The following is a 24,624-nucleotide window of genomic DNA, read 5'->3' as shown; positions in this document are numbered from 1 at the left end:
AGAAGTGGATTGAGCGTGCTGCGCTGATAGCCCGCCCGACAGACGGGACAAGAGCGTCGCCCATTCTTGGAGGAGCTGACGCTCCTCTGGAAAGCACGATGTTTCTTGAAGGCATGGTGCATGGCTTCGCCCAAGGATCGGGGGCACTCCTGCCTCCACGATGGCGTGATACTACCGCGCTGCCATCCCACGCACCCATCGGCAGAATCGATTGACCCCTGGTTACTGTCATGGTATCTGTCTCACAGCATGTCTAATCGAGACCCAGTCTTAACCTAGCCAAGCTCCGGCCCCGCAACGGGCCGGTCGTCAACTTGATCTCCGCGGGTGAGTAGCGCCCACGAAACGGCGTGCCCACGGAGCAGCATCAAGTTGAACTAAAATGAAAACACAGTCGGGGCTGATGAAGCCCCAGCAGACGCTGGAAGTGGTGCGGGCAAAACGCCTGCCGGGCACGACAATAGCAGCGTGGGAAGGCGAAACGAGCACCGGTGAACTGGTGCATCTGAGTTATCATCCGGAGGAGTTGCGGGTCATGGTGGCCCGCCCAAGCTCAGCCGGGCGGACTTGGAAAACCGTGGTGCGGTGCCATCCGCGGCTCATTGAGGCCGAGGACACCGTGGCACAGTGGGAGGAGCGGGAAACCTGGCTGCGGAAACTGGAGGGTGAAGCCGCAAGGCGAGCGCTCCAACGCGAGGCGGCGCAACTGCGGCATCGTCTCTGGGTGGAGGCCCAGGGGCAGCTCCGCGCCGCGCCTCGCTCGTGGGACACAGGCCGCGCTGCGAAGGTGAGCCTCGCTACCGTGCGAGGTCTCCTGGAGGCGCGCGATGTCCAGCGTGCCCGCCTCGCCAAGGTGGGCTGGCTGGGAGGAAGCACGCGTGTGGTGATGCATGCGTGGGCCGAGCAAGCGGCCGGAGGTGAGTGAGGGCCATGAAGCGCGCATCCATCCGAGCTCCGCCGCTGCCTCTGGGGGCGGGGCCCCGCTTCTCAACCAGGAGCACACTGAAAACTGAGGGAACAAGAGTGTCCCCGAGCCTTGGGAGCTGGCGCCCCTTGGTGGAGCGTCATGCTCTTCCAGGATGTTGCGCGGCCTTGCCCTAGGACTGGGGGCATTCCTGCCCCACTTTGTGGGCTACTCGCTTATGGGGTGTTTTCACCTCACGAACGGGTGCCATCATCGCCACAGCAGGCTGTGGACTCTGGACTGCGGCAGCAGGCTGCCGCAGTCCAAGGTGGCTTCGCCACACAGATCCACACCAATCGCTTAGGCGGTCACGATGGTCTCCGCAGGTGTATTCTCATGCGCAGTCGTAGGCGTCGCGCTCTTCACCTTCTTCATCCCGAGCTTCTCCAACACCACATAGAAGATGGGCGTCAGGAACAAGCCAAAGAGCGTCACGCCAATCATCCCGGCAAACACGGCCACACCCATCGCCTGTCGCATTTCGGCGCCGGCGCCGGTGGAGACCACCAGGGGGAACACACCCGCGATGAACGCGATGCTCGTCATCAAGATGGGGCGTAACCTCAAGCGTGACGCTTCGAGTGCGGCTTCTACGATGCCCTTGCCTTCTTCGCGAAGCTTCACGGCAAACTCCACAATCAGAATCGCATTCTTCGCGGCGAGACCGATGAGCACGATCAAACCGATCTGCGTGAAGATGTTGTTATCGCCCTTGGTGAGCCACACGCCGAGCATCGCAGAGAGCAGGGCCATGGGCACGATGAGCAGCACGGCGAAGGGCAGGCGGAAGCTCTCATACTGCGCGGCGAGCACAAGGAACACGAGCAGGATGCTCAGCGGGAAAATATAGAGTCCTGTATTCCCCGCGATGATGCGCTGATAGGTGAGGTCCGTCCAGTCGAGCACCATGCCCTTCGGCAGGGTCTCCGCGGCGAGCTTCTCCAGAATGGCCTCTGCCTGGCCGGAGCTATACCCAGGAGCAGCGCCACCGCTGATGTCCGCTGCAGCATAGCCGTTGTAGCGCATGGCGCGGTCGGGGCCGTAGGTCTCCTCCACCTTCACGAGTGAGCCGAGTGGCACCATTTCGCCGGCGGCGTTGCGCGTCTTCAGGCGCATGATGTCCTCCGAGGTTGCGCGGAACTCGGCATCCGCCTGCGCAATCACCTGATACGTGCGGCCAAAGCGGTTGAAGTCATTCACATACAGCGAGCCCAGGTTCACCTGCATGGCTTCGAAGATATTCGCGAGTGGCACACCCTGCTGCTTCGCCTTCGCGCGGTCCACTTCCACATCGAGCTGCGGGGTATTGATGGTGAAGCTGGAGAACATGCCCGCGAGCCCGGGCGTCTGGTTCGCCTTGGTAATGAGATCCTGCGTGGCCTTGTAGAGCTCGTCATAGCCGAGGCCAGCGCGGTCCTCCACATAGAGCTTGTAGCCACCCGTGGTGCCGAGACCATTCACCGGCGGCGGAGGGAACACGGCGACGAAGGCATCCTGGATCTCATTGAACTTCGCCTGCAGGTCCTTCGCAATCTCCTCGCCGGACATGCCGGGCTTGCCCTTGCGTTCTTTGAAGTCCTTCAACATGGGGAAGATGATCCCGCTGTTCGGACTGTTCGTGAAGCCGTTGATGGAAAGGCCGGGGAAGGCCAGCGAGGTCTCGATGCCGGGATGCTGCGCGACGATTTCACCCATCCGGCGCATCACTTCATCCGTGCGTTCGAGTGAGGCGGCATCCGGAAGCTGCGCAAAGGCCACGAGGTACTGCTTGTCCTGCGAAGGCACGAAGCCCGAGGGCACCTGCTTGAACACATGACCGGTGAAGAAGAGCAGGCCGCCATACACAATCAACGCGGCCACACTCACGCGGATGAGACGCGCGACACCGTTGGAATATTTGTGCGACGCCCAGTCGAAGAAACGATTGAAGGGACGGAAGAGCCAGCCGAACGCCTTGTCCATGAAACGCGTGAGCGCATCCTTCGGCGCATGGTGGTCGCGCAGCAGCAGTGCGCTCAGGGCGGGCGAGAGCGTGAGCGAATTGAACGCGGAGATCACCGTGGAGATGGCGATGGTCAAAGCGAACTGTTTATAGAACTGTCCCGTCAATCCGCTGATGAAGGCCGTGGGAATGAACACCGCGGAGAGCACCAGCGCCGTGGCCACGATGGGGCCCGTCACTTCGCGCATGGCAGTGCGTGTCGCTTCGAAGGGAGACTTCCCGAGCGCGATGTTGCGCTCCACATTCTCCACCACCACGATGGCGTCATCCACCACGATGCCGATGGCCAGCACCAGACCGAAGAGGGAGAGTGCATTGATGGAGAAGCCGAGTGCGCTCATCACCGCGAAGGTACCCACGAGTGACACGGGTACAGCCGCGAGCGGGATGATGGAGGCACGCCACGTCTGCAGGAAGAGAATCACCACCAGCACCACGAGCAGGATGGCTTCGAGAAGTGTGTGCACCACCGCCTCGATGGAGCTGCGCACGAAAACCGTGGGGTCATAGGCGATGGCGTAGTCGAGTCCTTCGGGGAATTCCTTCTTGAGGTCCGCCATCGTCCTGCGCACGTTGTCGGAGAGCTCGATGGCATTCGACCCGGGAAGCTGGAAGACACCGATGCCCACGGCGGTCTTGTTCGCCAGGAGCGAGCGCAGCGCATATTCATTCGCGCCGAGCTGGATGCGGGCGATGTCGCGCAGCAGGGTGCGCTCACCACGCGCGCCAATCTTCACGATGATCTCGCCGAACTCGTCTTCGTTCACGAGGCGGCCCTTGGTATTGATGAGCAGTTCCGTGTCCGCGCCGTTTCCATTCGGCTGCTTGCCCACGGCGCCGGAGGCCACCTGCACGTTCTGTTCGCGGATGGCCGAAATCACATCGCCCGTGGTGAGATTGCGGGAGGCGAGCTTGTTCGGGTCCAGCCACACACGCATGGCGTATTCACCTGCGCCCCACGATTGCACGAGGCCCACACCGGGCAGGCGCGTGAGAATGTCCTTCACCTGGAGCGTGGCGTAGTTGCTCACATACACATCGTCATAGCGACCATCGGGGGAGAAGAGGTGCACCACCATGGTGAGGTTCGGCGAGCTCTTTGCGGTGACCACGCCGTTGCGCGTGACTTCCTCCGGCAGCTTCGGCAGCGCCTGCGCCACACGATTCTGCACCTGCACCTGCGCCTTGTCCGGGTCCGTACCCAGGGCGAAGGTGATGGTCAGCGTCATGGTGCCATCACTCGTGGCCTGGGAGAACATGTAGAGTGAGTTCTCCACGCCATTGATGGATTGCTCCAGGGGTGTGGAAACGGTCTCTGCGATGGTCTTCGGATTCGCGCCGGGATATTTCGCCGTGACCACCACCGTGGGCGGGATCACTTCGGGATACTCACTGATGGGCAGGCGCAGCATGGAGATGGCGCCCACCAGGAAGATGATGATGGACAACACGCCCGCGAAGATGGGGCGCTTGATGAAGAAGTCCGAGAAGTTCATGACACGGGACGGGATTGATGATTTTTGATTTGAGATTTCTGATTTCGAAACGCGGAGGAAGCGTGGTGCGAGATGGGAGAGGCTCGCGTTGCTAGGCGGCGAGGGCGGCGTAGTGGGAGAAGAAATAGAGGTCGTCCGCTTCGCTGTGATCACAGGAGCGCGGACACTCTTGTCCGCTGGTCTGCGGCGTGATTTGCTGGTCTCGTGCCGGAGGGAAGAGGCCGCCTTCCATGTCGCGGAGATACAGCCGTGGACTTGCCTGGCCGCTCCATTGGAAGGCCGGGAGCTGGTGCATCAGTCGTGGCGGACAGGAGTGTCCGCGCTCCTTTGCTGAGGTCGGCAGTGTTTCCGTGTGCATGAGTTTTTCGAGAGGTGGGGAAGGGTGCTTGGGAAAAAGGCAAAGCGGCGGCTGTGGCCGGCGGGGTGGGCCGGGATGATAGGGTGTATCAGGAGATGGTGGCGCGTGGAGCGCCATGAAATGGGGGCAGGAATGCCCCCACTCCTTGAGAGGTGGGCGTTACTTCATCGCGACTGAACTCTCCGCATTCACCACCATGCCCGCGGTCACGCGCTGCAGGCCATTCACGATCACGCGGTCGCCGGGTTGCAGGCCGTCGCGGATGACGCGCTGTCCATTGATCACGGGGCCGAGCTTCACGGGGCGCTGGTTCACCTTCTCCGTGTTGTCCACGGTGAAGACGTACTTCTGGCTCTGATTCGTGCCGATGGCGCGCTCGGTGATGAGCAGCGTGGGCTGCGGCGCGCTCACGGGGAGACGCACGCGGGCGGGGAGACCGGCGACGAGCTTGCCTTCCGGATTGGGGAAGACCATGCGCAGTACCAGGCTGCTCGTGCCGGGGTCCACGCGGTTGTCGGAGGACTCCACATAACCGCGATGCACATAGCCCGTCTCATCGCTGAGCTGCATCTCCACCGGGATGCGGCCGTTCTCCTTGCGCAGGCGGCCTTCGCGGTCCAGGCGGCTGTAGCTCAGCAGGGTGGCTTCATCCACGTCCGCGTACACATACATGTCGCCATCGGAAACAATCGTCGTCAGCACGGTGCCGCCACTGGGGGCGCCGGAGATGAGATTGCCCGCGGTCACATAGGCGCGGCTCACGCGTCCGCTGATGGGTGCGCGCACTTCCGTGTACTCCAGGTCCAGGCGGGCGGAGGACAGCGTGGCCTCCGCAGCGGCGAGCTCGGCGCGGGTTTCCTCCAACTTCGAAGTGCGCGTGTCCGCCTCCTCCACGGAGATGGCGCGGCTCTTCAGGAGGTCATCGGCACGACGCGCATCACGCTCGGCAATGCGCACGCGCACCTTCGCGCCGTCCACGGCGGCCTTGGCAAGGTCATACTGCGCCTGGTACCAGCGCGGGTCGATGGTGAAGAGCACCTCGCCCTGCTTCACCAGCTGACCGGCCTGCAGCTTCACTTCCTGGATGTGGCCGGAGACACGCGGGCGCACCTCCACCGTCTCACGGGCATCCACGCGGCCCAGCAGCTCGCGGGTTTCCGTCACGGTGCGTTCCTCCACGGTGGAGACCGTCACGCGGGGCGCGGGCGGTGTGGCAGGCGCGGCGGCTTCTTTTGCGGAGGAAGAGGAACCCTCATGCGTGGAGGTCTCGCCGGCGGTCAGGTACGTCAGCCCGCCAATCACCGCCACGGCCACACCGGCGGCGATCCACGGGGTCTTCTTGCTCGTGCTGGTCGGCACGCTCCGCGGGGCGGATGCGGATGGGGTCAGGGGCTCGGCCGTCGCCTGCCCACGGCTGCTTTCTAATTCCGAACTGGCAGGGCTTTCTTGGAGGTCTTGAGTGCTCATGGGATTCAATCAGGTCTTTAGTAGTTGACTAGATGGTAAACAAAATCGCGCGAAAAAAGGGGCAGGAAGCGTTGGAAACGAACGGGATACGGTGGGGCAGGGAGCCCCGGGATGGCTCAGCCAGCTAGGCCGTCGCCAGGGAGGGAGTTGCCGCAATATCAGGGGCAGATACGGGCGACCCCGCGGGGGCGGATGCCGGGGAAGTTGCAGCCGCCGCCGCGCAGGAGACCTTGGGAAGGCAGGCGGGGATGTTCGCCGGGGCTACGCCCAGCAAGTCCATGGCGGTATCCGGCAGCGTGCGGAGAATCTCCAGGTCATCCTGGATGCGGGCCTGCGCGAGGGACCCCTCGAACAGGGCGAAGAGGCAGCGCGCCTTCATGCTGGCATCGCCGGGGTTCACCACGCCTTCTGCCTGGGCATCGCGGATGGCTGACTCGAAGTAGCGGAGCTGCTTGGCAAGGATGTCCTGGGCCACACTACGCAAGGCTTCATCGTCGTGAGCCAGCTCAGTCCCAAGGCAAAAGCACGGGCACCCGAGCACGCGGCCGTACTCAGCGCGAATCTCCTCCTGGCTGTCATGCACGGACTGCATGAAGGTGCGGATGCGCACCAGCGGCGGCAGGCTGGGGGAGAACATTTCGTCCCACTTCGCCCGGCCATAGTTCGCCCAGTGGTTGTTCAGGGTGGCCACGGCCAGTTCGGCCTTGGAACTGAAGAAGTAATAAAAGCTCCCCTTCTTCACCTTGGCCGCCTCGCAGATGTTGTCGATGGTCACGACCCCGTAACTGCGCTCCCAGATAAGATCCAGCGCCGCCTCGAGGAGGCGTTCTTTGGCATCGCTGGTTCTGCCCATGGGTGGATGATAGTTGACTGTTTAGTCAAATGCAAGCGGGAATTTGAAATTGTGCGAGGCAGCTTCTCACAAAAACTTGGGAACGAAGTAGGTACGTGCTCCCTATTTTTCGTATTGAGCGTCGCTCACCTGTTCCATCCAGTCGACCACCTTACCATCGAGCGCTTCCTGAATCGCGATGTGGGTCATGGCGGTGGTGGGTGTAGCCCCGTGCCAGTGCTTCACTCCGGGCGGGAACCACACCACATCACCGGGGCGGATTTCCGCAATGGGGCCACCTTCGCATTGTGCGCGGCCACAGCCTGCGGTGACAATGAGCGTTTGTCCCAGTGGATGGGTGTGCCAGGCGGTGCGGGCTCCCGGCTCGAAGGTGACACTGGCACCGGCAGCGCGAGCGGGGGCGGGTGCTTGGAACAGAGGGTCAATGCGCACGGTACCGGTAAACCAGTCCGAGGGACCTTTGGCGGAGGGTTGTGAGCCAATTCGTTTAATATTCATAGTGGACTCCTTTTGGCGTGTGATGGCTTCTAAAAGCGTAGTTGCAGATGGGAGGCCGGACCCTGCCGCCAGAACGGTAGCGCCGGAAATTTTCAGAACTGCGCGACGTGAGTATCGCATGGCATTGCAGTTGCGGTGTCCTCGTCAGATCGTCGAGGTATCGATGACGTACCGGTACCGGGCCTCTTTGTTGAGCACCTTGGTCCAGGCGCCGTTGATTTCTGCAGACGAGATGATTTGAATCTGCGGATACAGTTTCTGCTCCGCACAGAAGTCGAGCACCTCCTGTGTCTGCGGAATGCCGCCGATAAGCGAGGTGCTGTAGCGCACCCGGTTCCTGTTGAAGGCGAAGTTATTGATCGTCACCTCTCCCTTCGCTGGCATGCCCACCTGAATGAAATTGCCGTAGGGTTTCACCAGCGAGGCGTAAGCAGCCACGTCGAAGTTCACCGGAATGGTGGAAACCATGTAGTCCAGGGACTTGTAGTGCGGTTTGAGTACGCTGGTATCCGTTACTACGATCGCTTCCTTGGCTCCGAAGGACAGGATGTCCTTCACCTTATCGGGCGAAGTGGTGAATGCATAAACATCTGCGCCTTTGGCGACTGCCAGCTTGACGGCGAGATGCCCGAGGCCGCCGATGCCAGCGACACCGACCTTGTCGCCCCTTTTGATGGAGGACTTCATCAGCGGTGAATAGGTGGTGATTCCAGCGCAGAGGAGAGGAGCAGCGTCCTGCAGGCGGATGCTGTTCGGTATCTTTATTGCGAAGCGTTCCTTCACCACGATGTTGGTGGCATAGCCACCCTGGCTGATGCCCGTGGGAGACGTCGCTTCCGGATAACCGTAGGTGAAGACGGTGCTCTCCTTGTCGCAATGCTGCTCTTCACCGTGCTTGCAGCTTTCGCAGGTGCCGCAACTGTCCACCATGCAGCCAACGCCCGCCTGGTCTCCAACTTTGAATCGGGTGACATTCTCGCCCACGGCTGCGACGACTCCAGCGATCTCGTGTCCAGGTACCTGAGGATACTTTTGCGGACCCCAGTCCCCTTTGATCTGGTGAATATCGGAGTGGCAGATGCCGCAATACTTGATGTCAATCAGGACATCATCATCGCCGACAGGTCTTCGCTCGAAGGACCATGAGGTCAGCAGTCCTGATGTATCCTTGCCGGCATAACCTTTTGATAACACGTTCTTCTGTTTCATCTGTTGTGAAAAAAGTTGCGGAACTCCGGTGAGCAGTGCTCCACCACCGAGGGCGGTGGACATCTGGATGAATCTCCTTCTTGTTTTTGTTGTGTGGTTCATGGTCTCCATGTTGGTTGGGTTTCTTCTACTTGTTCACCGCCTCAATCCGCACTTGCACCGAGCCCGGGCCTTTAAAGGCATCCGCGCTCACATCCATTCTCCCAATGAGAATCAATCCAGGCTTGGGAATCTCCTGACCGTCGTGCCGATAGAACAAAGCTACGTCCCCACCGGGTGACCAGTAGGCGATATCGCCGACGCTGTAGGTGAAGGTGCGTTCTCCCCCGGTGGAAATGGCGCGTGGCAGGTGTGCGAATTTTTCCCTGCTGAAGAGGTCATTCATCGTGAGCGTCAGCGGAAGCAGAGATGCGAAGTTGCGTGCGGTCTGGTTGTTGAGCAGCGTGGCTTCGAATGACCTGTCATTCACCTTGAGGGCAATCTTCATGGGCTTTCCATCAGTTGGGGGCTTTTTGTCAGCTCCAGCGGCAGGGTGAACGAGTGTCATCGCCAGCATGCTGGTCAGCAGGATATGTCCTTTCATCGCGAGTCTCCTTTGGATGTTTTAGTGTCTCACTGTGCGGTGTATCCGCCATCAATCACCAGCGCATGGCCAATCACGAAACCCGCGCCAGGGCTGCAAAGCCAGAGAACTGCGGAGGCGATTTCCTCCACCCGACCCAAGCGCCCAATCGGCTGGCTCCTCAGGATTTCCTTCATGGCATCCGGCTCCTTGGCGAGCATCTCCTTCACCATGGGCGTATCAATGGTCCCGGGACAGATCGCGTTGATGCATATGCCACGGGAGGCGTACTCCAGGGCGGCGCTCTTGGTGAGGCCCAACACACCGTGTTTGGTAGAATGATAGGCCGCGCGACCCGGAAGTCCGATGAGACCACCGATGGAGGAATTGTTGACAATCGCGCCACTGCCCTGTGCGCGCATATGGAGCAGTTCATGCTTCATGCAGTTCCACACGCCGCGCAAGTTGACCGCATGCACGCGGTCGAACTCATCGTTGTTAACGTCGGCTGTTTCGAGGGCCGGTGACTGGATGCCGGCGTTGTTGAAAGCGGCATCAAGGCGCCCAAACTTGGACACCGTTTGCTCAATCATCGCTGCCACCTCGGATTCATCGGCGACGTTGCAGCGGACGCTGATGGCATCATGACCGGAAGCGCGAAGCGCTGCTGCCGCGGAGCGCACCGCACCCTCATCCAGGTCCGCAAGCGCAACGGATGCGCCTGCTTCTGCAAATGCCCTTGCGGTTGCCAGCCCCATTCCTGAGCCCGCACCTGTGACGAGCGCAACTTTGTTTTGAAAGGATATGTTCATTTGGGTGGTTCTCGTTCGCCTGATGTGATGTCAGGTTGCGAGAGAATCATCCCACAGGCGGCGGCCGCTGCTCGCGTGATCCTGCTCCGCCTGACACGATCTTGCTGCAAATGAACACAGCGATCTCAGAGCGAATTTCGGAAGACGCTGGGTGTCACGCCTGCGACACGTGCGAACACCTTGCTGAAATAGCTTGGATTCGTATAGCCGGTCTCCATTCCAATATCGATGATGCTTAGCGATGTCTCGCGGAGAAGCATTTCCGCGCGGGTGATGCGCTCTCGCGTCACGAACTGCAAGGGCGTCATCCCGGTAGCGTGTTTAAATTCGCGTGAGAAGTGAAACACACTGAGACCGGTGAGGCTGGCCAGTGTCTCGACGGAGATTTCTTCAGCGAGGTGTTCGCCGATATAGCCTTCAATCTTGCGCAGTTGTCTGATGGGCAGTCCCCCGCGGAAGTCCGTTTTCTCCGGTGCCGCATTGGTGTATTTCTCGACCAGGTAGGAGGCGAGCAGGTTTGTGAGATCACTGATGTGCCTAGAGTTTCCCGGTGTTTTTGCGGCGAGCATTTCCGCGCACGCAAAGCACAGATGGAAAAGTGCCTCGTCATGGCCGGAAAAGTCGACGACTTCTACTTCGGTGGTTTTGCCGGGATGGGCAGCTTCCAGCGCGGTGAGAAAAGGTTCCACGGCGACGTGCACTTGGATCACCTCCAACTCTTCTCCGGCGGGAGATTTGAAGCGGACCTCATAGGGTGCCTTCGCACGCGTGATGAAAATGTGTCCCTTGCCGATGTGCCGAGTGACCCAGTTTTCGCCGAGTTCGCGCTCACGGAATTCCGCCGAGCCAGACAGGGCACAGGAAATCAATGGCTCGGGAGTGGCGGGCACGAGGAAGCGGTCGACTACGCGTTGGTGCCGGTAGCGCCGTGCATAGAGTCCGGGCCAGTGGAGTGCAGCACTATCGGCGATGACTTCGCCTGTGGAATAGCGAGGGAAAGCAGCGGCAGTGGTTCTTTCCGGCGTGTTCACGGATGGGAGACGACCACAGGTTATGATGTGCGGGGCAGCGCATCAACAGCGAAGGGTGAATTCGCCACCCGGCTGTAGGAATTGAATGGAATCCATCACGGCCACCGAGGGCGAGATTGTCGATGCCGATTCATCCGCACGTTCCTTTCTGTGGCTTTGGGACACCACCCCTCGAGATTGTCCTCTTGGCTTGTTCGGACGAGGCCGGTATGGATGGGCCATGCCCGCAACCGATGACCTGCCTTGGGACCTTTGTTTCCCCATGACTGCTGTGAGCGGCTGGCTGGTCGTTTGGTTTCTCGTTTCTCCCCGGTGGAAGGCCTTTGCCCGTGCGTATCCGGTCGCCCATCGTCCACCGGGGAAGTCCTACAAGGCGCCGGCGGCGCGGTTTGGCGATACGATGGCGTCGTACAAGAACGTCGTTCGGGTGGTGTTCGCCGAGGAAGGCCTGTACCTGCACATGCGGTTCCTTTACCGCCCCTTTCATCCGCCGTTTCTGCTGCCTTGGGAGCGTGTGCGACGGGTGGAGGAAGTGAAGGTTTCTTCCCGCAGGCGCTACTTCCAGGTGGTGGTGGAGGGCGGGGGCACGGAGGATTCGATGGAACTGTGGCTGCCGGAGAAGCTGGAGCAGGAGTTGTGCAGGTACCTTCCGGAGGGGCGGCTGCATCGGGTGGAATGAATGAGGCGACAGGAGTGCCCCGATCCTTGGCTCCGCACCTTTGAGCTCCCGGCCAACGGCAGCTAAAGCAGCCGCTCCTTGGGGGTGAGTTCCGTTTCCCAAGGTCCAGTGACGGAAATGACGATCGTGACCCTGTTCTAAAAAGTATTCCTATAGAATTTTTCCTACAGACTTTTTGGAACACATTCACATTTGTCACTTCCATCACTCTGGAGAGGGTTGGCATGGGGAACATGGCGAATATGGGGAGATTCCGCAGAGTTCTGAGAATCGAAAGGAAGCTGAGGGGTTTAGGGAAATGGCACCATGTTCGCCATATTCACCATGGTCGGGTGAGTGGGGTGGGTCACCTTCGGCAGCTAAAGCAGCCGCTCCTTGAGGGTTCGCCGCGAAAAGACGCACAAGGGGGGCTTTGCCAAGGTGGCTCACGCTGCCCTCAGCGTGAATCGAGACATCGTTTGCGCGTAGCGCCTTTCTATTCGGGTGGTTGCCGGGGCGGGATGAGGTGCGGCGAAGCGTTTAGGGGTGGTGGGCGTAGCCTTGGCCTTGGATCAGGGTGACTTGCCGCACCGCGACCAGCGGTCGCAGCCACAGTAGTACCAAGACTTACTGCCGTGTGGCGGATGATTCAGGCTGTGGCTGTGGCTGCGACCGCTCGTCGCGGTTGGGGTGGCGCGTCCCAAGACAAAAATGGCTGCACTGTAACTTAATTAAACCGCTCCAGTCCTAGTCCTAGAGCATTTTCTATTTAATTTGTCGCATAGTTGGCATGACGAAAAAAATTGGCGCAGTGCTCTGGTGAGAAAGTGTCCAGGGCTTGTGCGACGGCTGTTTCCAGGCCTTCAAAAGTGCGTTGGGCTGCGCGGCGCAGGTGGGCTTTGAGCTTGGCAAAGGCCATCTCAATGGGATTGAGGTCAGGGCTGTACGCCGGCAGATAAATCAAGCGCGCTCCTCGTGCTTCGATGGCCTGCGCCACTCCACTGACTTTGTGGCTGGCCAGGTTATCGCAGATCACCATGTCGCCAGCGGCCAGTTGCGGAGCCAGGAACTGCTCGATGTAGGCCAGAAAAGCAGGTCCATTCATGGGACCATCCAGAACACAAGGAGCACAGAGGCGGTCATGCCGCAGCGCCACTACCAATGTCGCCGTATGCCAGTGGCCGAAGGGCACCGCACAGCGGCAGCGTTGTCCACGAGTAGAACGCCCATACAGCCGACTCATTTTGGTGTTGAGTCCTGTCTCATCCAAGAAGACCAGTTGATGGCCGTCCCATTGGGGCTGCTGCTCACGCCAGAGCTGGCGTGCGACTTGCAAATCAGGCCGCTCTTGCTCGGCGGCGTGAAGCGTTTTTTTTATAGCTCAAGCCCAGCTTCTCAAGCCGATGCCACAGGGCAGTGGTGCCAATGCGGATGTCCAACTGCTTGCTCAAACGCTCACACATCTCCTCCAGACTCAGATCAGGTTGTTGGGTGATCCATTGATGCAGCACCTCATCATGCCCCTCGAGACGCGAGCGCCGGTATCCACCTCGCTGCTTGGGTTCCACAGTGCCCTCTTGCACATGACGCTTCCAGAAGCGTTCTACACTGCGTTTGGAAACGCCAAAGAGTCGCGCGAGTTCTTCGGCACTTTGTCCCCGGCGTCGCCCGGCCACCAGTCGCTTGCGCAGATCCAGACTGAAGCTCTTCATGAACTCCACTCTACACCATCCTTAATGTGCGACAAATTAAATAGAAAACGCTCTAGTCCTTGGTTTCGGAGTTGGCTGTGGCTCTGGATGCGACTTCGGCTTGGGAGGACGGCCTTCGATGGACTCGCGGTATTTCAAGAGGGTGCCGTCCTTCTTCACGCCCATCTGATAGTGAATCAGCCAGTTGCTGTGGGAGGTGGTCGCGGCGGGCAAGGCCGTGTGCCATCAGCAGCTTCTGATGCGCGGAGCTGTCTTTCTCCAGGACAAAGGAACAAGCCGGACGGCGGAACGGCGGACAAGAGTGTCCACGCTCCTTTCAATTCAACGGCGGCTCAGGGTGGGAATGAGCGGGGTGGGTTGCGGGTGGCAGGCCCTTGGAGATTGGATTGGGCGCTGCGCGCTCGGGTTTTGATTGATTCACGCGCTGGGGGCAGCGGTGAGGCACTTTGGCGAGGCACGGGTTTCACTTCTTGTGGTAGAGGTGAGGCATGACGATGGCTGCCGGCTCGCAAGCTCCTCCCTATTTCTTCGTCTGGTTCCCGGTGGTGTTCATCGCGGATGGGTGCTCGTTTCGGCGATCATTTCAGGAATGGGATGGGGAGGGCTGGCGGAGAGGTATCCGGCCCGGGTGCGGCCAGAGGGAAAGGCGTACAACGTGCCGGGAGTTCAATTTGGCATGTTGCTCGGCGGTTACCGCAATGTGGTGCAGGTCATCTTCACCCAAGAGGGGATGTACTTTTATGTGTCGCTCCCGTTCCGGATGTTTCATCCGCCGTTTCTGCTGCCGTGGGAGGGCGTGGAGCGGGTGGAGGAGAAGAAGAGCTTCCTAAGGGGGCGGTACTACGAACTGGTCCTGGTGAACATGGGAGGCGACATCGGGCTACGGCTGTCGAAAGCGGCGGAGCAGGCACTGCTGAACCATCTCCCGCCGGAACGGCTGCAGCGGGTGGGGTGATGATTGGTTCGTGGTTACTGAGGACTGGGGATTGGCCGCAAAGAGACGCAAGAGGTTCGGAAGGGTGGGGATGGTGTCCGGGCTGGCGGCTGCTCGTTGCTCAAAGGAGCGTGGGCACTCATGGTTGCTCTTTCCCCGTGGTGGCCTGCTGTGGTAGACTTTCGTGTCGCTGTTCCCCCCACAGCTTCAGCTCCCGTTTCCGCGTATGTCCTCGCCCGCATTAGCAACGCTGAGTCTTTGGGAAGTCTTGATGTTCCCCGTGATTGGGGTGGGGCTGTGGGTGGTGGTGTGCTTTTTCGTGGCGCGGTCGGGATGGGAACGGTTTGCGAGGAAGTATCAGGCGCTCGGGAAGAAGACGATCAAGCTCGGGCCACTGGGGACGGTGCATGACGTTCCGAAGATGGGGTTTCGCATCGGCCGGGGATGGTATCGCTACATGGTGCGGGTCATTCTGATGGAGGAAGGGATCTACTTCCGTGCAATCCTGCCGTTCCGGCTCTTTCATTCGCCCTTCCTCCTGCCGTGGTCGAGTGTGCGGAGCGTGGAGAAGAGGCGCGGCTATTTCGTGGAGGACCGCTACCAGGTGGAGGTGGTGGATGATGAGGATACGGGCTCCATCGAGCTGTATCTCCCGGCGGAGGCTGGGGAGGAACTGCAGAAGTATTGGCTGCCCCAGCCAGAGTCGGTGTCGGCGGGTGGGAAGGATTAGGACTTAGCCGCAAAGAGACGCAAAAAAGGCTCAAGAGTTGGGAAAGGGGAGATGGCAGACCTTTCGCCGCATTGCGGAGTACGGGGATCACTCTCCCCATCGGCGGCTGAAGCTGCCGCTCCTTGGGTGGGATGATGTCTTGTAAGGGGGCGCCTTATCGAGATGTCGCATATGTATGCCTATCCTCTGAAGAGACATTCAGTGGAGGGGAGTTGGTTTGACAGTTGCTCCAGCCAACGCCTGATTCCAAATCTCGCTTTACTACTCTATGCTGCTCACCGCTCCCCGCCTTCAGGAGTTCTGGATGCTTTTTCCGCTGATTGTGGTGGGCTTTTGGCTGGGCGGTTGTTTCCTGATTTCCTGCATGGGCTGGCGGTGGTTTGCGCGGAAGTATCCGACGGGGGACCGGGGCCGGATGCAGCCGGAGGGGACGGTGCACCTGGTGCCCTCGGTGAAGTTTGAATTCGTCGGTTCGTATCGGAACTCGGTGCGGGCGGTCATCACGAAGGAGGGGATTTACTTTTCCGTGCCGTTCATGTTGCGCGTGTTCCATGCGCCCTTTCTGCTGCCGTGGACGAGTGTGCGCCGCATCCGGAAGAAGGCTGGCTTCAAGCAGCGCGGCAAACGCCTCATCGTGGAAGTGGAAGATGAGGAGGGGCCCATCCGCCTGTTGCTCTCGAAGGAGATGGAGGAAGATTTTCTGAAGTACTACTGGCCGCAGAAGCCGAAGCCGATTGCGCGCCGGGCGTTCCCGAAGGATCAGCCCCAGGAGAATCCTGAAGGGGAAAGCGTGGGCGCCACGGTGGGTGTGGCAGAGAGTGCGAATGAGAATGAGAATAAAAACGCGAATCCTGGCGCCGGCATCGACGCAGAAGTCGAAGTGAATACCATTCCCGCCACCTATCCCAGCCTCTTCACCATCGTGGGCATGGGCATGCAGGCTGGTGGTAGCAGCGGAGCGAAAGCGCCACCCGTGTCGGTAGGAGCACCCGTACCGGTAAGCGCGCCTGTGTCGGTAGGAGCACCAGTGTATGCCAAAGTGAATGTCAGTGCCCCTATTCCCGCTGCTGCACCACCGCCAATGCCGGTGCCAGCGCCAGTGCCCGCACCTGCACCAGCACCGGAACCAACCGTGAGTTTCTATGTGCCCAAAACAGTGCCGGTAACGGTGCCAATGCTTGCGACGATCACCGCGACCGTGGCCGCAGCATCAGCGACCCTGATGGCAGAGCCGAGGTCGTGAGGTGACTTTTTTGGTTTCATGCCTGTGGTTGAGGGTCCCTGCCTGCCATTGCCGGACCCTTGATTGAATGGGCATTTGGAACGATGGAGTGGGGCCGTCAGGTGAATTGGCACAAAGGGTGCCGCCACTTTTTCCACCGTTCCTATGTCCTTCTCTGCATTACGAATTCAGGAGGCCTGGTTCCTGTTTCCGCTGATCGTGGTGGGTATCTGGCTGGGGGCTTGCCTGCTGGTTTCCTGCGCGGGCTGGCGGTCGTTTGCCAGGAAGTGTCGGGCAAGGACCCAGCCAGTGGGGGAGGTGCACCGTGCTGTCCGGGTGAGACTTGGCTTCATGGGCTGGTATCGGAATTCGGTGCGGGTGGTCTTTGCGGAGGAGGGCATCCATTTCTCGGCGTCGTGGGTGCACCGGGCGTTCCATGCGCCCTTTCTCCTGTCGTGGAAGAGCGTGCGCCGGCTGCGGAAAAAGGGATGCCCCTTGCGCGGCAACCGTTTCATCGTGGAAGTAGAAGATGCCCAGGGGCGCCTGCGCCTGTGGCTCTCCAAGGAGATGGAGGACGATTTCTTCAGGCACTACCGGCCGGAACATCCGACGCCGCAGGCGCGCCGAGCATTCCCGAGGGGGCATCGCGAGGATCACCGGCGAGGGATGGTGGTGGGAGTGGGAGTGAGGTTCAATGAAGTAGTGGAGCCGAGGGCTTGAGGAGAGTGAGGATGGCCACAAGGAAACGCAGGAGGACTGGGTGAGTCTGACAGAAGGTCGCTTTCCCTGCTGTCTTGACAGGTGAACTCTGAGCGGGGGATACTTTGCGAGTGCTGCTTCCGCTGTCGCTGTTCTCGCTGCAAATGGTGTCCTCTGGGCTGTGGTCTTCCGTGGGCCCTGTGCTGTTGATGGGGCTGGCTTTCATTGCCTTCGTTGGGAGCGTGAGTTTTGGGAGTTCGTTCCTGGGGTGGCGGAGGTTTGCGAGGGAACATTCTGCGATGGTGCCGCCCGAGGGAGAGGCCTACGCTGTGCCCATGCTGCAGTTTGGCGGTCTTGCCCGGTGGCTGGTCGTGTATCGGAGCAGTGCCCTGGTCGTCTTTGCGGAGGAGGGGGTGTATGTTTTTCGGGAGGGTCCTTCCGTCTTGTTCCACCTGCCGTTCCTGGTATCCTGGGAGAGCGTGCGGAGTGTGAAGAAGAGAAACATCCTGGGCGTGTATCCGCACTACGTGATGGATGTCGAGGATGATGCGGCAGGCAAGATGCGGCTGCGGCTGCGCATGGAGGTGAAGGCGGAATTGGAGAGGTACTACCGGCCCATGAGGGCTGCGGCTGCGGAGCTCAGTCCGGTGAGGTAGGGCGGTCCCTCATGTTCCAGCAGTCCAAATTGGCTGCGTTGTTGGGTTCCGCAGCGTCGGCTGCAACACGCTGCGGGGACAGGAATGTCCCCGATCCTTGAGAGGATGCGCTCACTGGTGGGATGTGATACAGTATATCACATCCTACTTCCTGGGCATCATTTGTACGCCACGGCGGCGCTGGAGGGGCCGGCGAGGGGGATGACTTCGAAGCGGGTGAAGCCGGCCTCGGTGCACCACTCGCGGAAGTCGGCTCCGGAGTAGTCGAAGGCATCGCCGAACTCGATGAGCATGTTCAGCGACATGAGGAGGCCCTGCACATTCTCACGGCGGGCGTCGTCGATGAGGGCTTCGATGGCCACGAAGGCGCCGCCGGGTGGCAGGGCGTCGTACGCCGCGCGAATGAGGTGCTTCTTTTTCTCCAGGTTCCAGTCATGGAGGATCATGCCCATGGTGATGACGTCCGCCTTGGGCAGGGGGTCCTTGAAGAAGTCGCCGTGCGCGGTGTTCACGCGGTCCTGCAGGTTCACGGCGGCAATGTGTTTCTGCGCGATGGGCTCCACCTCGGGCAGGTCGAAGCTGGTGCAGTGGAGATAGGGGTGGCGCTTGGCCACCTCCGTGGAGAGCAGACCGGTGGCGCCGCCGATGTCGCAGAGGGTGCGGTAGGGTGAGAAGTCGAACTTGTCCGCGAAGGCCTCGAAGTTCATGCGCGACAGGCCGGTCATGGCGCCCATGAACTGCTCCAGGCGCGGGAGGTCGGAGTAGAGCTCCTCGAACATGCCACGCTGGTTGTGTTTGATTTCGTTCTGGGGCTTGCCAGTGCGCAGGGCCTCGGGGAGGTCATGCCAGAATTTGAAGAGGCGAGCATTGAGCATCTTCATGATGCCTCCGATGTAGCGCGGGCTGCTCTCCACGAGGAAGAGGTCGCCCTCCGGCGTGTTGAAATAGCGTGACTGTGGGCCGTTGCCATCGCGGTCCAGGAACTTCATGGCGACGAGTGCATCGAAAAAATCCGGCACAGCACGCGGGTGGAGCTGCAGGGCACTGGCGAGCTCGGCCCCGGTGAGCTGCTTGCCCGCGAGCGTGGTGAAGAGGCCGAACTCAACGGCGGTGAGGAGGACTTTCGAGTTCCAGAAACCGAACGCGGTCTGGAGGATGGGAGAGGGATTGAGCATGGGAACGGAGTGGAATGGAGTGATGGAAGGGTGCGGGTGAGGGGCGAGGTGAGGAAAGTTTTCCGTGTAGGCAGGAGTGTGACGGGGGCGGGTGCGACGGAATTGCAGGTTTCTTCCTGTGCGGGTGATTTGTTGCGGAAAGGATTGGCCGCAAAGAGGCGCAAAAGAAGTGCGTGCGGTGTGACGTGTGCACAGCCTCAAGGAGTGGGGGCATCCCTGTCCCCATTTTTTTGGTGCACACCCCTGATCCAGCGCTCACCCAGCGCACCTCACTTGCTCACAGCACACCGCTTCAGCTTACTTTGCTGCTCTGCTGTTTTGCGACCTTAACCTGTGCAGCCATGCGGCGCTCTGTTGGCTTGCCGCATACACACCAAATGGGGACAGGAATGTCCCCACTCCTTGAGCCTGGGCCATGCGTTGTCTTGTCTGCATGGTTGTGTGCGGGCGCTAGTTCATACCACGATCACTGCGCAGGAGCCTGCAAGAGCTTGGCGAGCGCCGGTACGTTCTTGCGAACCTCATCTGCGATGAGTTTCGCCGTTTCCTCTGCGCCTTTCTCCGAGAGGTGGGTCTTGTCTGGAGCGGCGGGGTTTCGCGACTTCGCATCGAAGGCGACGGCTGCTTCCGGACCGAGCTGGTTCATCTGCTCGATGCTGCGGGCGTGCAGATCCAGCAGAGGCACCTTGAGCTCGGCAGCCACGGCGCGAGTGCCCTCGGCGTATTGCGCGAGGAGGTCGGGGCGCTGCTCATCCTGGCCATCTTCATTTCGGATGATGGTGGCCTGTCCGGGCTCGATGCGGCCCTGCGCATTGAAGTTGCGTCGTGTGAGCGAGGTGATGAGCACGGGCTGCGCACCCATGGCCCGCACCTCGGTCACGTAGCGGGCGAGGTTCTCGCGGAAGGTGGTCTTCGCATCCGTCTCGCGCTTGGGTCCTTTGCCGGGCTGGTCGTTGTGACCGAATTGGATGAGCACCCACGTGGGCGCGGGCTTCGCGTCGAGCACCTTCTGCCAGTGGCCTTCATCACGGAAGCTCTTCGAGCTGCGGCCTCCCAGGGCGAGGTTCACCACGGTCACTTCGGACCGGGCGAGTTTGCCAAACGCGTCTCCCCAGCCGGACTTCGAGGCCACAGTGGAGTCGCCGACGAGGATGATTTTTTCAGAGGATGCGGGTACTGGTTTCGCTTCCGCAGCCGTGACGGTGCGCGGGGAAAGGAAGGGCGCACAGGTGATGGCGGCTGCGATGATGGTCGCAGCGAGGGAGGGCATGGAGAGGGACAGGGATCTCACGAGGGGGCGTTGGCGAAGGATGAGGAGATGAAGATGCGGTGCGGACTGCGATCAACGTTGCAAACGCGGGGACATTCCAACGAAAGTGGAGAGGGGAGGCACGGTGGCGAGTCTGGAATTTCGTGAATCCGTGGGCGGAGATGTTTGTTGTGTGGTGGTTGATGCGTTGGTTAATCTCTCCGCGAAACCTTCCCCTCTCTCCCCACTGTGAAACCTCATTCCCTGCTCCTGACGTCCTTCTCTGTGTTGTTGTGCGGAACTGTGGCCATGCCAATTCTGGCGAAGGAGGGGACGAAGGCCCCACCGAAAGCACAGGCGGTGTCACCGGCGGAGGAGGGGGCGGCGAGGCTCCGGTCGCTGCAAATTGAGTCCGGGAAGATTGTGTTCGTGGGGCACATCGCGGCGGGTGAGCAGCCGGCGCGCATCGTGGTGAATCTGCTGCTGCAACCGGCGAAGGGGTCGAACATCAAGGTGGAAGCCTGGCTGCCGGATGGGGACAAGTGGAATGGGCGCTTCATCGGTCTGGGCAATGGCGGTTCGGCGGGGAAAATCAATCCAGACAGCCTGGCGGGACCGCTGAGTCAGGGATTCGCCGTGGCCACCACGGACATGGGCACCGCGCCGAACTCGGACTCGGGCATTGGGAATCGCGAAGTGTGGAAGGACTTTGGCTATCGCGCCACGCATCTCATGACGGTGGCGGCGAAGGATCTCATCAAGGCCTACTACGGAAAGGCGCCGGAGTATTCGTACTTCAACGGCGGCTCCACCGGTGGTCAGCAGGCGCTGCAGGAGGCGCAGCGGTATCCGGAGGATTATGACGGCATCGTGGCAAATGTGCCCGCGCACTGCCGCACGCCGCTGCATGCCTACTTCCTGTGGAATGACCAGATACTGCGCGCCTGTCCCTTCACGGAGAAGCAGGAGAAGGCCGTCATCGCCGCAGGAAATGAATACATGGCCTCACGCGAACTGCCGCAGACGGCAGGGAAGATGGTGTCTGACCCGCGTTGCACCGCGCAGGATATTGAGGCCGTGATCGCACTGGCCCGCACGAAGGATGCGACACTCACCGACCAGCACGCGGATGCGATGCGGAAGCTCTTCAGCGGACCGAAGCATGCAGTGACGGGCGAGCGCATCTTCTGCGGCATCCCCTTCGGTGCGGACTTCAAGAGTGCGCATGGGCACCTGTATCTTTTCCAGTGGGTCTTCGGGAAGGAGAAGGACCTCACGACGATTGATTTCGGCAAGGACATCGATACCTACACCGCAGAGCTCGCTCCTTATCTGAACGCGGAGAATGCGGATCTCAGTGCGTTTGAAGCACGTGGCGGGAAGATTCTCATGATCACCGGCTCGGCGGACTCCGTGGTGCCGTATCATGCCACGCTGGATTATTACGAGCGTGTGGTGGAGCACTTCGGCTCGGTAGAGAAGGCGCAGTCGTTCGCGCGGCTCTACTTCGTTCCTGGCATGGCGCACGGTCCGGGCCCAGGCATCAACAAACTGCCGAGCATGCTGAAGCTCGTGATGGACTGGCGTGAGAAGAATGCAGCGCCCGGGAAGATTCAGGCGCAGCGCATCGTGGACGGGCGGACGGCGATTGAGATCCCGCTGTATCCCTATCCGGCGAAAGCGGCGGTGGATGCGGCTACGGGAGGGAAGGGATTCGTGGAAGTGGCCGGCCCACGTGGTGGCGTGGAGCGTGTGGCGGAGAGATTCCGTGGGAAGGCGGCGGAGTGAGGGGGAGCCGGGGGCGCAGCCTCCCTACAAAGGAGCGCGGACACTCTTGTCCGCCACCCCTGATGTACTATCTCGTGCCGTCATGCAGGCAAGGCCGCGTGCCATCAGCAGCTTTTGACCCGCGACATTGAACTACTCCACACCAAAGACTGAAGCAATGCCACAGAACGGCGGATAAGAGTGTCCACGCCCCTTTGACGAACCCACCTTGATTGTTTTTCCATGCGCTGTAATAGTGAAGTGATGGAGGTTCCGTACTTCAATCCGCGACTGGACGTTTCCGCTACTCGCCACAAGCTTCCGCACTGGCAGCAGGGAGCTTGTCCTGTGATGGTCAATTATCGGCTTTCAGACTCGATTCCTGCAGAGGTGCTGAACGAGTGGCGACGCGAGAGCGGAGCCTTCAAAGCAAGCCATCCCCAGCCTTGGGAAGAAAGCGTGGAAAGGGAGTACCACGAACGCTTCACCAAGCCGTTCGAAAGATGGCTGGACTCGGGGCATGGTTGCTGTGCCATGCGTGACGGACGTGTTGCTCAGGTGGTAGCAGGGCGTCTTCTGCACTTTAACGAGGTAAGGTATGATCTGATTAACTTCGTGGTGATGCCCAATCATGTGCACGTCCTTGTGTCCATGCGAGTGGGGCAATTGTTGCCTGACATTCTGCAAGGATGGAAGGGTGTGTCCTCGGGCATGATCCACAAGGCGGGTCTCTCCGAGTTAGAACCCTTCTGGCAGCCTGATTACTTTGATCGACTCATTCGAAATGGTGAGCACTTCGATGCGGTTATGAACTACATCCGCAGGAATCCCGTGCTCGCGGGTTTGCGCGAAGGAGAATATCTCTATTGGGAGAAGCCGACCGCGAAGGCCAAAGAAGACTCGACTTAACGAACGCGTCAATTCGCGTTCGAAAGGAGCGTGGACACTCTTGTCCACCGTTCTATGGCTTTGCTTCCGACTTTGGCGTGGGGATCGATCGATGTCGCGGGTCAAAAGCTGCTGATGGCACGCGGCCTTGCCTGCAAGGTGAGTTGAGGTGGAGCGTCAGGGGTGGCGGACAAGAGTGTCCGCGCTCCATTGCAGGGGCTGCGCCCCTCAGCCCCCCACTTTCCCACATTTGTCACGCACGCCCTCGGGGTCGGACGCGTAAAGCAGTCTGGGCCATTGCACTCTACACGCTTCCTCAGGGGAGCCCTCACAAACAACGGCTCAACGACTGCAAACCACGCTCAACAACCGCCAACTTCCTTTTCCCCTTATGAAAGCGACTCTTGGTTACGCCTCTCACGCTGCTGCTGACAAGCTTGGCCCGTTCAACTTCGAGCGTCGTGATCCGCTGCCGCATGATGTGGCGATTGAGATTCTCTACTGCGGCGTGTGCCACTCGGACCTGCACCAGGTGAGGAATGAGTGGCACAACACCATCTACCCTTGTGTGCCGGGGCATGAGATCGTGGGTCGTGTGACGAAGGTGGGCGCGCATGTCACGAAGTTCAAGGAGGGCGACCTCGCGGCGGTGGGCTGCATGGTGGACTCGTGCCGCAAGTGTCCGAGCTGCGACCGCGGGTTGGAGCAGTACTGTGATGTAGGCCCCGTCTTCACCTACAATGGCCCGGACAAGCACTCCGGAGCCCAGACCTTTGGCGGATACTCGGACAGCATCGTGGTGGATGAGGCCTTCGTCCTGCATGTGCCTGCGAACCTGGATCTCGCGGCCGTGGCGCCGCTGCTTTGCGCGGGTATCACCACGTACTCGCCGCTGCATCACTGGAAGGTAGGCAAGGGACAGAAGGTGGGCATCGTGGGCCTGGGCGGTCTGGGCCACATGGGGGTGAAGTTTGCCCATGCCCTGGGCGCGCATACGGTGCTCTTCACCACGTCTCCCGGAAAGGCGGAGGACGCGAAACGCCTCGGCGCGGATGAAGTGGTTGTTTCGAAGAACGCCGATGAGATGAAAGCCCACGCACGCAGCTTCGATTTCATCCTCGACTGCGTGTCCGCGCAGCATGACATCAATGAGTACCTCAACCTGCTGAAGGTGGATGGCAACATCACCCTGGTGGGTGCTCCGGAGCATCCGCTGCCCGTGGCGGCTTTCCCCCTGCTGATGGGTCGTCGCAGCCTGTCAGGTTCCGGCATTGGCGGCATCGCAGAGACGCAGGAGATGCTCGACTTCTGCGGTCAGCACGGCATCACGTCCGAGATTGAGATGATCAACATGGACTACATCAACACCGCGTATGACCGCCTGCTGAAGAGCGATGTGAAGTACCGGTTCGTGATTGATATGAAGTCGCTGAAGTAGCCGGTGCGACGGTAGGACAGTGAGCGGTGGGACGGTGGGTGGTGATCCTGAGAGAAGGGCGAGGCAGAGTGGTGATGGCAGACCATAGGAATAGGGGCAGGAGTGCCCCTGATCCTTGGGATGCTTGTGAAATAGGCTGACAAATTGGAACCTCCAAGATGCCCCGAAGCTGCAGTCTGAAGGACTGTAGGAGCCCAGCCCAGGGTTAAGGAGCCTTAGCGACTGACACCCTGGGTCGGCATCA

The 24,624-nt window shown here is 60.4% G+C and carries 23 protein-coding genes; 10 read left to right on the top strand and 13 right to left on the bottom strand.

The features are described 5' to 3' along the window. Positions 1-382: 382 nt before the first annotated feature. Positions 383-925 (top strand): hypothetical protein, encoded by a 543-nt coding sequence (locus G5S37_RS29730; RefSeq protein ID WP_165209847.1) that lies wholly within the window; start codon positions 383-385, stop codon positions 923-925. A gap of 339 nt (positions 926-1,264) precedes the next feature. Here the strand turns inward: G5S37_RS29730 and G5S37_RS29725 are convergent, their stop codons facing one another. From G5S37_RS29725 to G5S37_RS29685, 9 genes are all read right to left on the bottom strand, one after another. After that, complete coding sequence (locus G5S37_RS29725; RefSeq protein WP_165209844.1) at positions 1,265-4,462, bottom strand: efflux RND transporter permease subunit; 3,198 nt, start codon at positions 4,460-4,462, stop codon at positions 1,265-1,267. A gap of 91 nt (positions 4,463-4,553) precedes the next feature. Beyond that, positions 4,554-4,820 (bottom strand): hypothetical protein, encoded by a 267-nt coding sequence (locus G5S37_RS29720; protein ID WP_165209841.1) that lies wholly within the window; start codon positions 4,818-4,820, stop codon positions 4,554-4,556. Positions 4,821-4,979: 159 nt separating this feature from the next. Next, positions 4,980-6,179 (bottom strand): efflux RND transporter periplasmic adaptor subunit, encoded by a 1,200-nt coding sequence (locus tag G5S37_RS29715; protein ID WP_240914745.1) that lies wholly within the window; start codon positions 6,177-6,179, stop codon positions 4,980-4,982. Positions 6,180-6,411: 232 nt separating this feature from the next. Continuing rightward, positions 6,412-7,140, bottom strand: a complete 729-nt coding sequence (locus tag G5S37_RS29710; protein ID WP_165209835.1) for a TetR/AcrR family transcriptional regulator — start codon at positions 7,138-7,140, stop codon at positions 6,412-6,414. Positions 7,141-7,242: 102 nt separating this feature from the next. Further along, positions 7,243-7,638 carry a cupin domain-containing protein gene (locus G5S37_RS29705; protein WP_165209832.1) on the bottom strand — a complete coding sequence of 132 codons (396 nt, stop codon included), beginning with the start codon at positions 7,636-7,638 and terminating at the stop codon, positions 7,243-7,245. Between the two features lie 144 nt (positions 7,639-7,782). Continuing rightward, positions 7,783-8,949, bottom strand: coding sequence for an NAD(P)-dependent alcohol dehydrogenase (locus G5S37_RS29700; protein ID WP_165209829.1), 1,167 nt, complete (start codon positions 8,947-8,949; stop codon positions 7,783-7,785). Between the two features lie 25 nt (positions 8,950-8,974). Beyond that, positions 8,975-9,430 (bottom strand): cyclophilin-like fold protein, encoded by a 456-nt coding sequence (locus G5S37_RS29695; protein ID WP_165209826.1) that lies wholly within the window; start codon positions 9,428-9,430, stop codon positions 8,975-8,977. A gap of 29 nt (positions 9,431-9,459) precedes the next feature. Then, a complete protein-coding gene (locus G5S37_RS29690) occupies positions 9,460-10,221 on the bottom strand; it encodes a glucose 1-dehydrogenase (protein ID WP_165209823.1) in 762 nt (253 codons plus the stop codon). Between the two features lie 125 nt (positions 10,222-10,346). Continuing rightward, on the bottom strand, positions 10,347-11,252 hold the full coding sequence (locus G5S37_RS29685) for an AraC family transcriptional regulator (RefSeq protein ID WP_165209820.1): 906 nt from the start codon (positions 11,250-11,252) through the stop codon (positions 10,347-10,349). Positions 11,253-11,472: 220 nt separating this feature from the next. Between G5S37_RS29685 and G5S37_RS29680 the strand changes: the two genes are divergently transcribed. Further along, positions 11,473-11,931 (top strand): hypothetical protein, encoded by a 459-nt coding sequence (locus tag G5S37_RS29680; RefSeq protein WP_165209817.1) that lies wholly within the window; start codon positions 11,473-11,475, stop codon positions 11,929-11,931. Between the two features lie 748 nt (positions 11,932-12,679). Here the strand turns inward: G5S37_RS29680 and G5S37_RS29675 are convergent. Both G5S37_RS29675 and G5S37_RS29670 read right to left on the bottom strand, forming a co-directional pair. Continuing rightward, on the bottom strand, positions 12,680-13,246 hold the full coding sequence (locus tag G5S37_RS29675; RefSeq protein ID WP_165201200.1) for an IS630 family transposase: 567 nt from the start codon (positions 13,244-13,246) through the stop codon (positions 12,680-12,682). Between the two features lies 1 nt (position 13,247). Continuing rightward, positions 13,248-13,622, bottom strand: coding sequence for an IS630 transposase-related protein (locus G5S37_RS29670; RefSeq protein ID WP_165201198.1), 375 nt, complete (start codon positions 13,620-13,622; stop codon positions 13,248-13,250). A 589-nt stretch (positions 13,623-14,211) separates the two neighbouring features. Between G5S37_RS29670 and G5S37_RS29665 the strand changes: the two genes are divergently transcribed. The 5 genes from G5S37_RS29665 to G5S37_RS29645 all read left to right on the top strand — a co-directional run bounded on the left by G5S37_RS29665 (position 14,212) and on the right by G5S37_RS29645 (position 17,863). After that, positions 14,212-14,577 carry a hypothetical protein gene (locus tag G5S37_RS29665; RefSeq protein WP_206026211.1) on the top strand — a complete coding sequence of 122 codons (366 nt, stop codon included), beginning with the start codon at positions 14,212-14,214 and terminating at the stop codon, positions 14,575-14,577. Between the two features lie 250 nt (positions 14,578-14,827). Further along, complete coding sequence (locus G5S37_RS29660; RefSeq protein ID WP_165209811.1) at positions 14,828-15,286, top strand: hypothetical protein; 459 nt, start codon at positions 14,828-14,830, stop codon at positions 15,284-15,286. A gap of 268 nt (positions 15,287-15,554) precedes the next feature. Further along, positions 15,555-16,529, top strand: coding sequence for a hypothetical protein (locus G5S37_RS29655; RefSeq protein ID WP_206026210.1), 975 nt, complete (start codon positions 15,555-15,557; stop codon positions 16,527-16,529). Positions 16,530-16,673: 144 nt separating this feature from the next. Continuing rightward, the gene (locus G5S37_RS29650) at positions 16,674-17,228 is read left to right on the top strand and encodes a hypothetical protein (protein WP_165209808.1); all 555 of its coding nucleotides are present in this window, start codon (positions 16,674-16,676) and stop codon (positions 17,226-17,228) included. 278 nt (positions 17,229-17,506) lie between these two features. Then, positions 17,507-17,863, top strand: a complete 357-nt coding sequence (locus tag G5S37_RS29645) for a hypothetical protein (RefSeq protein ID WP_165209805.1) — start codon at positions 17,507-17,509, stop codon at positions 17,861-17,863. A gap of 158 nt (positions 17,864-18,021) precedes the next feature. On the opposite strand, the gene G5S37_RS29640 is transcribed toward G5S37_RS29645, so the two are convergent. After that, a complete protein-coding gene (locus G5S37_RS29640) occupies positions 18,022-19,038 on the bottom strand; it encodes a methyltransferase (RefSeq protein ID WP_165209802.1) in 1,017 nt (338 codons plus the stop codon). 466 nt (positions 19,039-19,504) lie between these two features. Then, positions 19,505-20,308: a rhamnogalacturonan acetylesterase gene (locus tag G5S37_RS29635; RefSeq protein ID WP_165209799.1), complete on the bottom strand. Its 804-nt coding sequence runs from the start codon at positions 20,306-20,308 to the stop codon at positions 19,505-19,507. Positions 20,309-20,536: 228 nt separating this feature from the next. Between G5S37_RS29635 and G5S37_RS29630 the strand changes: the two genes are divergently transcribed. From G5S37_RS29630 to G5S37_RS29620, 3 genes are all read left to right on the top strand, one after another. Further along, positions 20,537-22,075, top strand: a complete 1,539-nt coding sequence (locus G5S37_RS29630; protein WP_206026209.1) for a tannase/feruloyl esterase family alpha/beta hydrolase — start codon at positions 20,537-20,539, stop codon at positions 22,073-22,075. A 243-nt stretch (positions 22,076-22,318) separates the two neighbouring features. Next, the gene (locus tag G5S37_RS29625) at positions 22,319-22,963 is read left to right on the top strand and encodes a transposase (RefSeq protein ID WP_165209793.1); all 645 of its coding nucleotides are present in this window, start codon (positions 22,319-22,321) and stop codon (positions 22,961-22,963) included. Positions 22,964-23,333: 370 nt separating this feature from the next. Beyond that, entirely contained in the window at positions 23,334-24,380 is a 1,047-nt protein-coding gene (locus tag G5S37_RS29620) for an NAD(P)-dependent alcohol dehydrogenase (RefSeq protein WP_165209790.1), read from the top strand. Positions 24,381-24,624 lie beyond the last annotated feature (244 nt).

Origin of the sequence: Roseimicrobium sp. ORNL1 (assembly GCF_011044495.1) — a bacterium.
Lineage (GTDB): Bacteria > Verrucomicrobiota > Verrucomicrobiia > Verrucomicrobiales > Verrucomicrobiaceae > Roseimicrobium.
The sequence above is the reverse complement of the archived record's forward strand: the minus strand, read 5'-3'. Positions and strand labels throughout refer to the sequence as shown.

Coding starts and splice junctions, on each gene's coding strand:
- G5S37_RS29730 (WP_165209847.1), top strand. CDS start 383: ATGAAAACACAGTCGGGGCTGATGAAGCCCCAGCAGACGCTGGAAGTG.
- G5S37_RS29725 (WP_165209844.1), bottom strand. CDS start 4,462: ATGAACTTCTCGGACTTCTTCATCAAGCGCCCCATCTTCGCGGGCGTG.
- G5S37_RS29720 (WP_165209841.1), bottom strand. CDS start 4,820: ATGCACACGGAAACACTGCCGACCTCAGCAAAGGAGCGCGGACACTCC.
- G5S37_RS29710 (WP_165209835.1), bottom strand. CDS start 7,140: ATGGGCAGAACCAGCGATGCCAAAGAACGCCTCCTCGAGGCGGCGCTG.
- G5S37_RS29705 (WP_165209832.1), bottom strand. CDS start 7,638: ATGAATATTAAACGAATTGGCTCACAACCCTCCGCCAAAGGTCCCTCG.
- G5S37_RS29700 (WP_165209829.1), bottom strand. CDS start 8,949: ATGAACCACACAACAAAAACAAGAAGGAGATTCATCCAGATGTCCACC.
- G5S37_RS29695 (WP_165209826.1), bottom strand. CDS start 9,430: ATGAAAGGACATATCCTGCTGACCAGCATGCTGGCGATGACACTCGTT.
- G5S37_RS29690 (WP_165209823.1), bottom strand. CDS start 10,221: ATGAACATATCCTTTCAAAACAAAGTTGCGCTCGTCACAGGTGCGGGC.
- G5S37_RS29680 (WP_165209817.1), top strand. CDS start 11,473: ATGCCCGCAACCGATGACCTGCCTTGGGACCTTTGTTTCCCCATGACT.
- G5S37_RS29670 (WP_165201198.1), bottom strand. CDS start 13,622: ATGAAGAGCTTCAGTCTGGATCTGCGCAAGCGACTGGTGGCCGGGCGA.
- G5S37_RS29665 (WP_206026211.1), top strand. CDS start 14,212: ATGGGATGGGGAGGGCTGGCGGAGAGGTATCCGGCCCGGGTGCGGCCA.
- G5S37_RS29660 (WP_165209811.1), top strand. CDS start 14,828: ATGTTCCCCGTGATTGGGGTGGGGCTGTGGGTGGTGGTGTGCTTTTTC.
- G5S37_RS29655 (WP_206026210.1), top strand. CDS start 15,555: ATGCTGCTCACCGCTCCCCGCCTTCAGGAGTTCTGGATGCTTTTTCCG.
- G5S37_RS29650 (WP_165209808.1), top strand. CDS start 16,674: ATGTCCTTCTCTGCATTACGAATTCAGGAGGCCTGGTTCCTGTTTCCG.
- G5S37_RS29645 (WP_165209805.1), top strand. CDS start 17,507: ATGGTGCCGCCCGAGGGAGAGGCCTACGCTGTGCCCATGCTGCAGTTT.
- G5S37_RS29640 (WP_165209802.1), bottom strand. CDS start 19,038: ATGCTCAATCCCTCTCCCATCCTCCAGACCGCGTTCGGTTTCTGGAAC.
- G5S37_RS29635 (WP_165209799.1), bottom strand. CDS start 20,308: ATGCCCTCCCTCGCTGCGACCATCATCGCAGCCGCCATCACCTGTGCG.
- G5S37_RS29625 (WP_165209793.1), top strand. CDS start 22,319: ATGGAGGTTCCGTACTTCAATCCGCGACTGGACGTTTCCGCTACTCGC.
- G5S37_RS29620 (WP_165209790.1), top strand. CDS start 23,334: ATGAAAGCGACTCTTGGTTACGCCTCTCACGCTGCTGCTGACAAGCTT.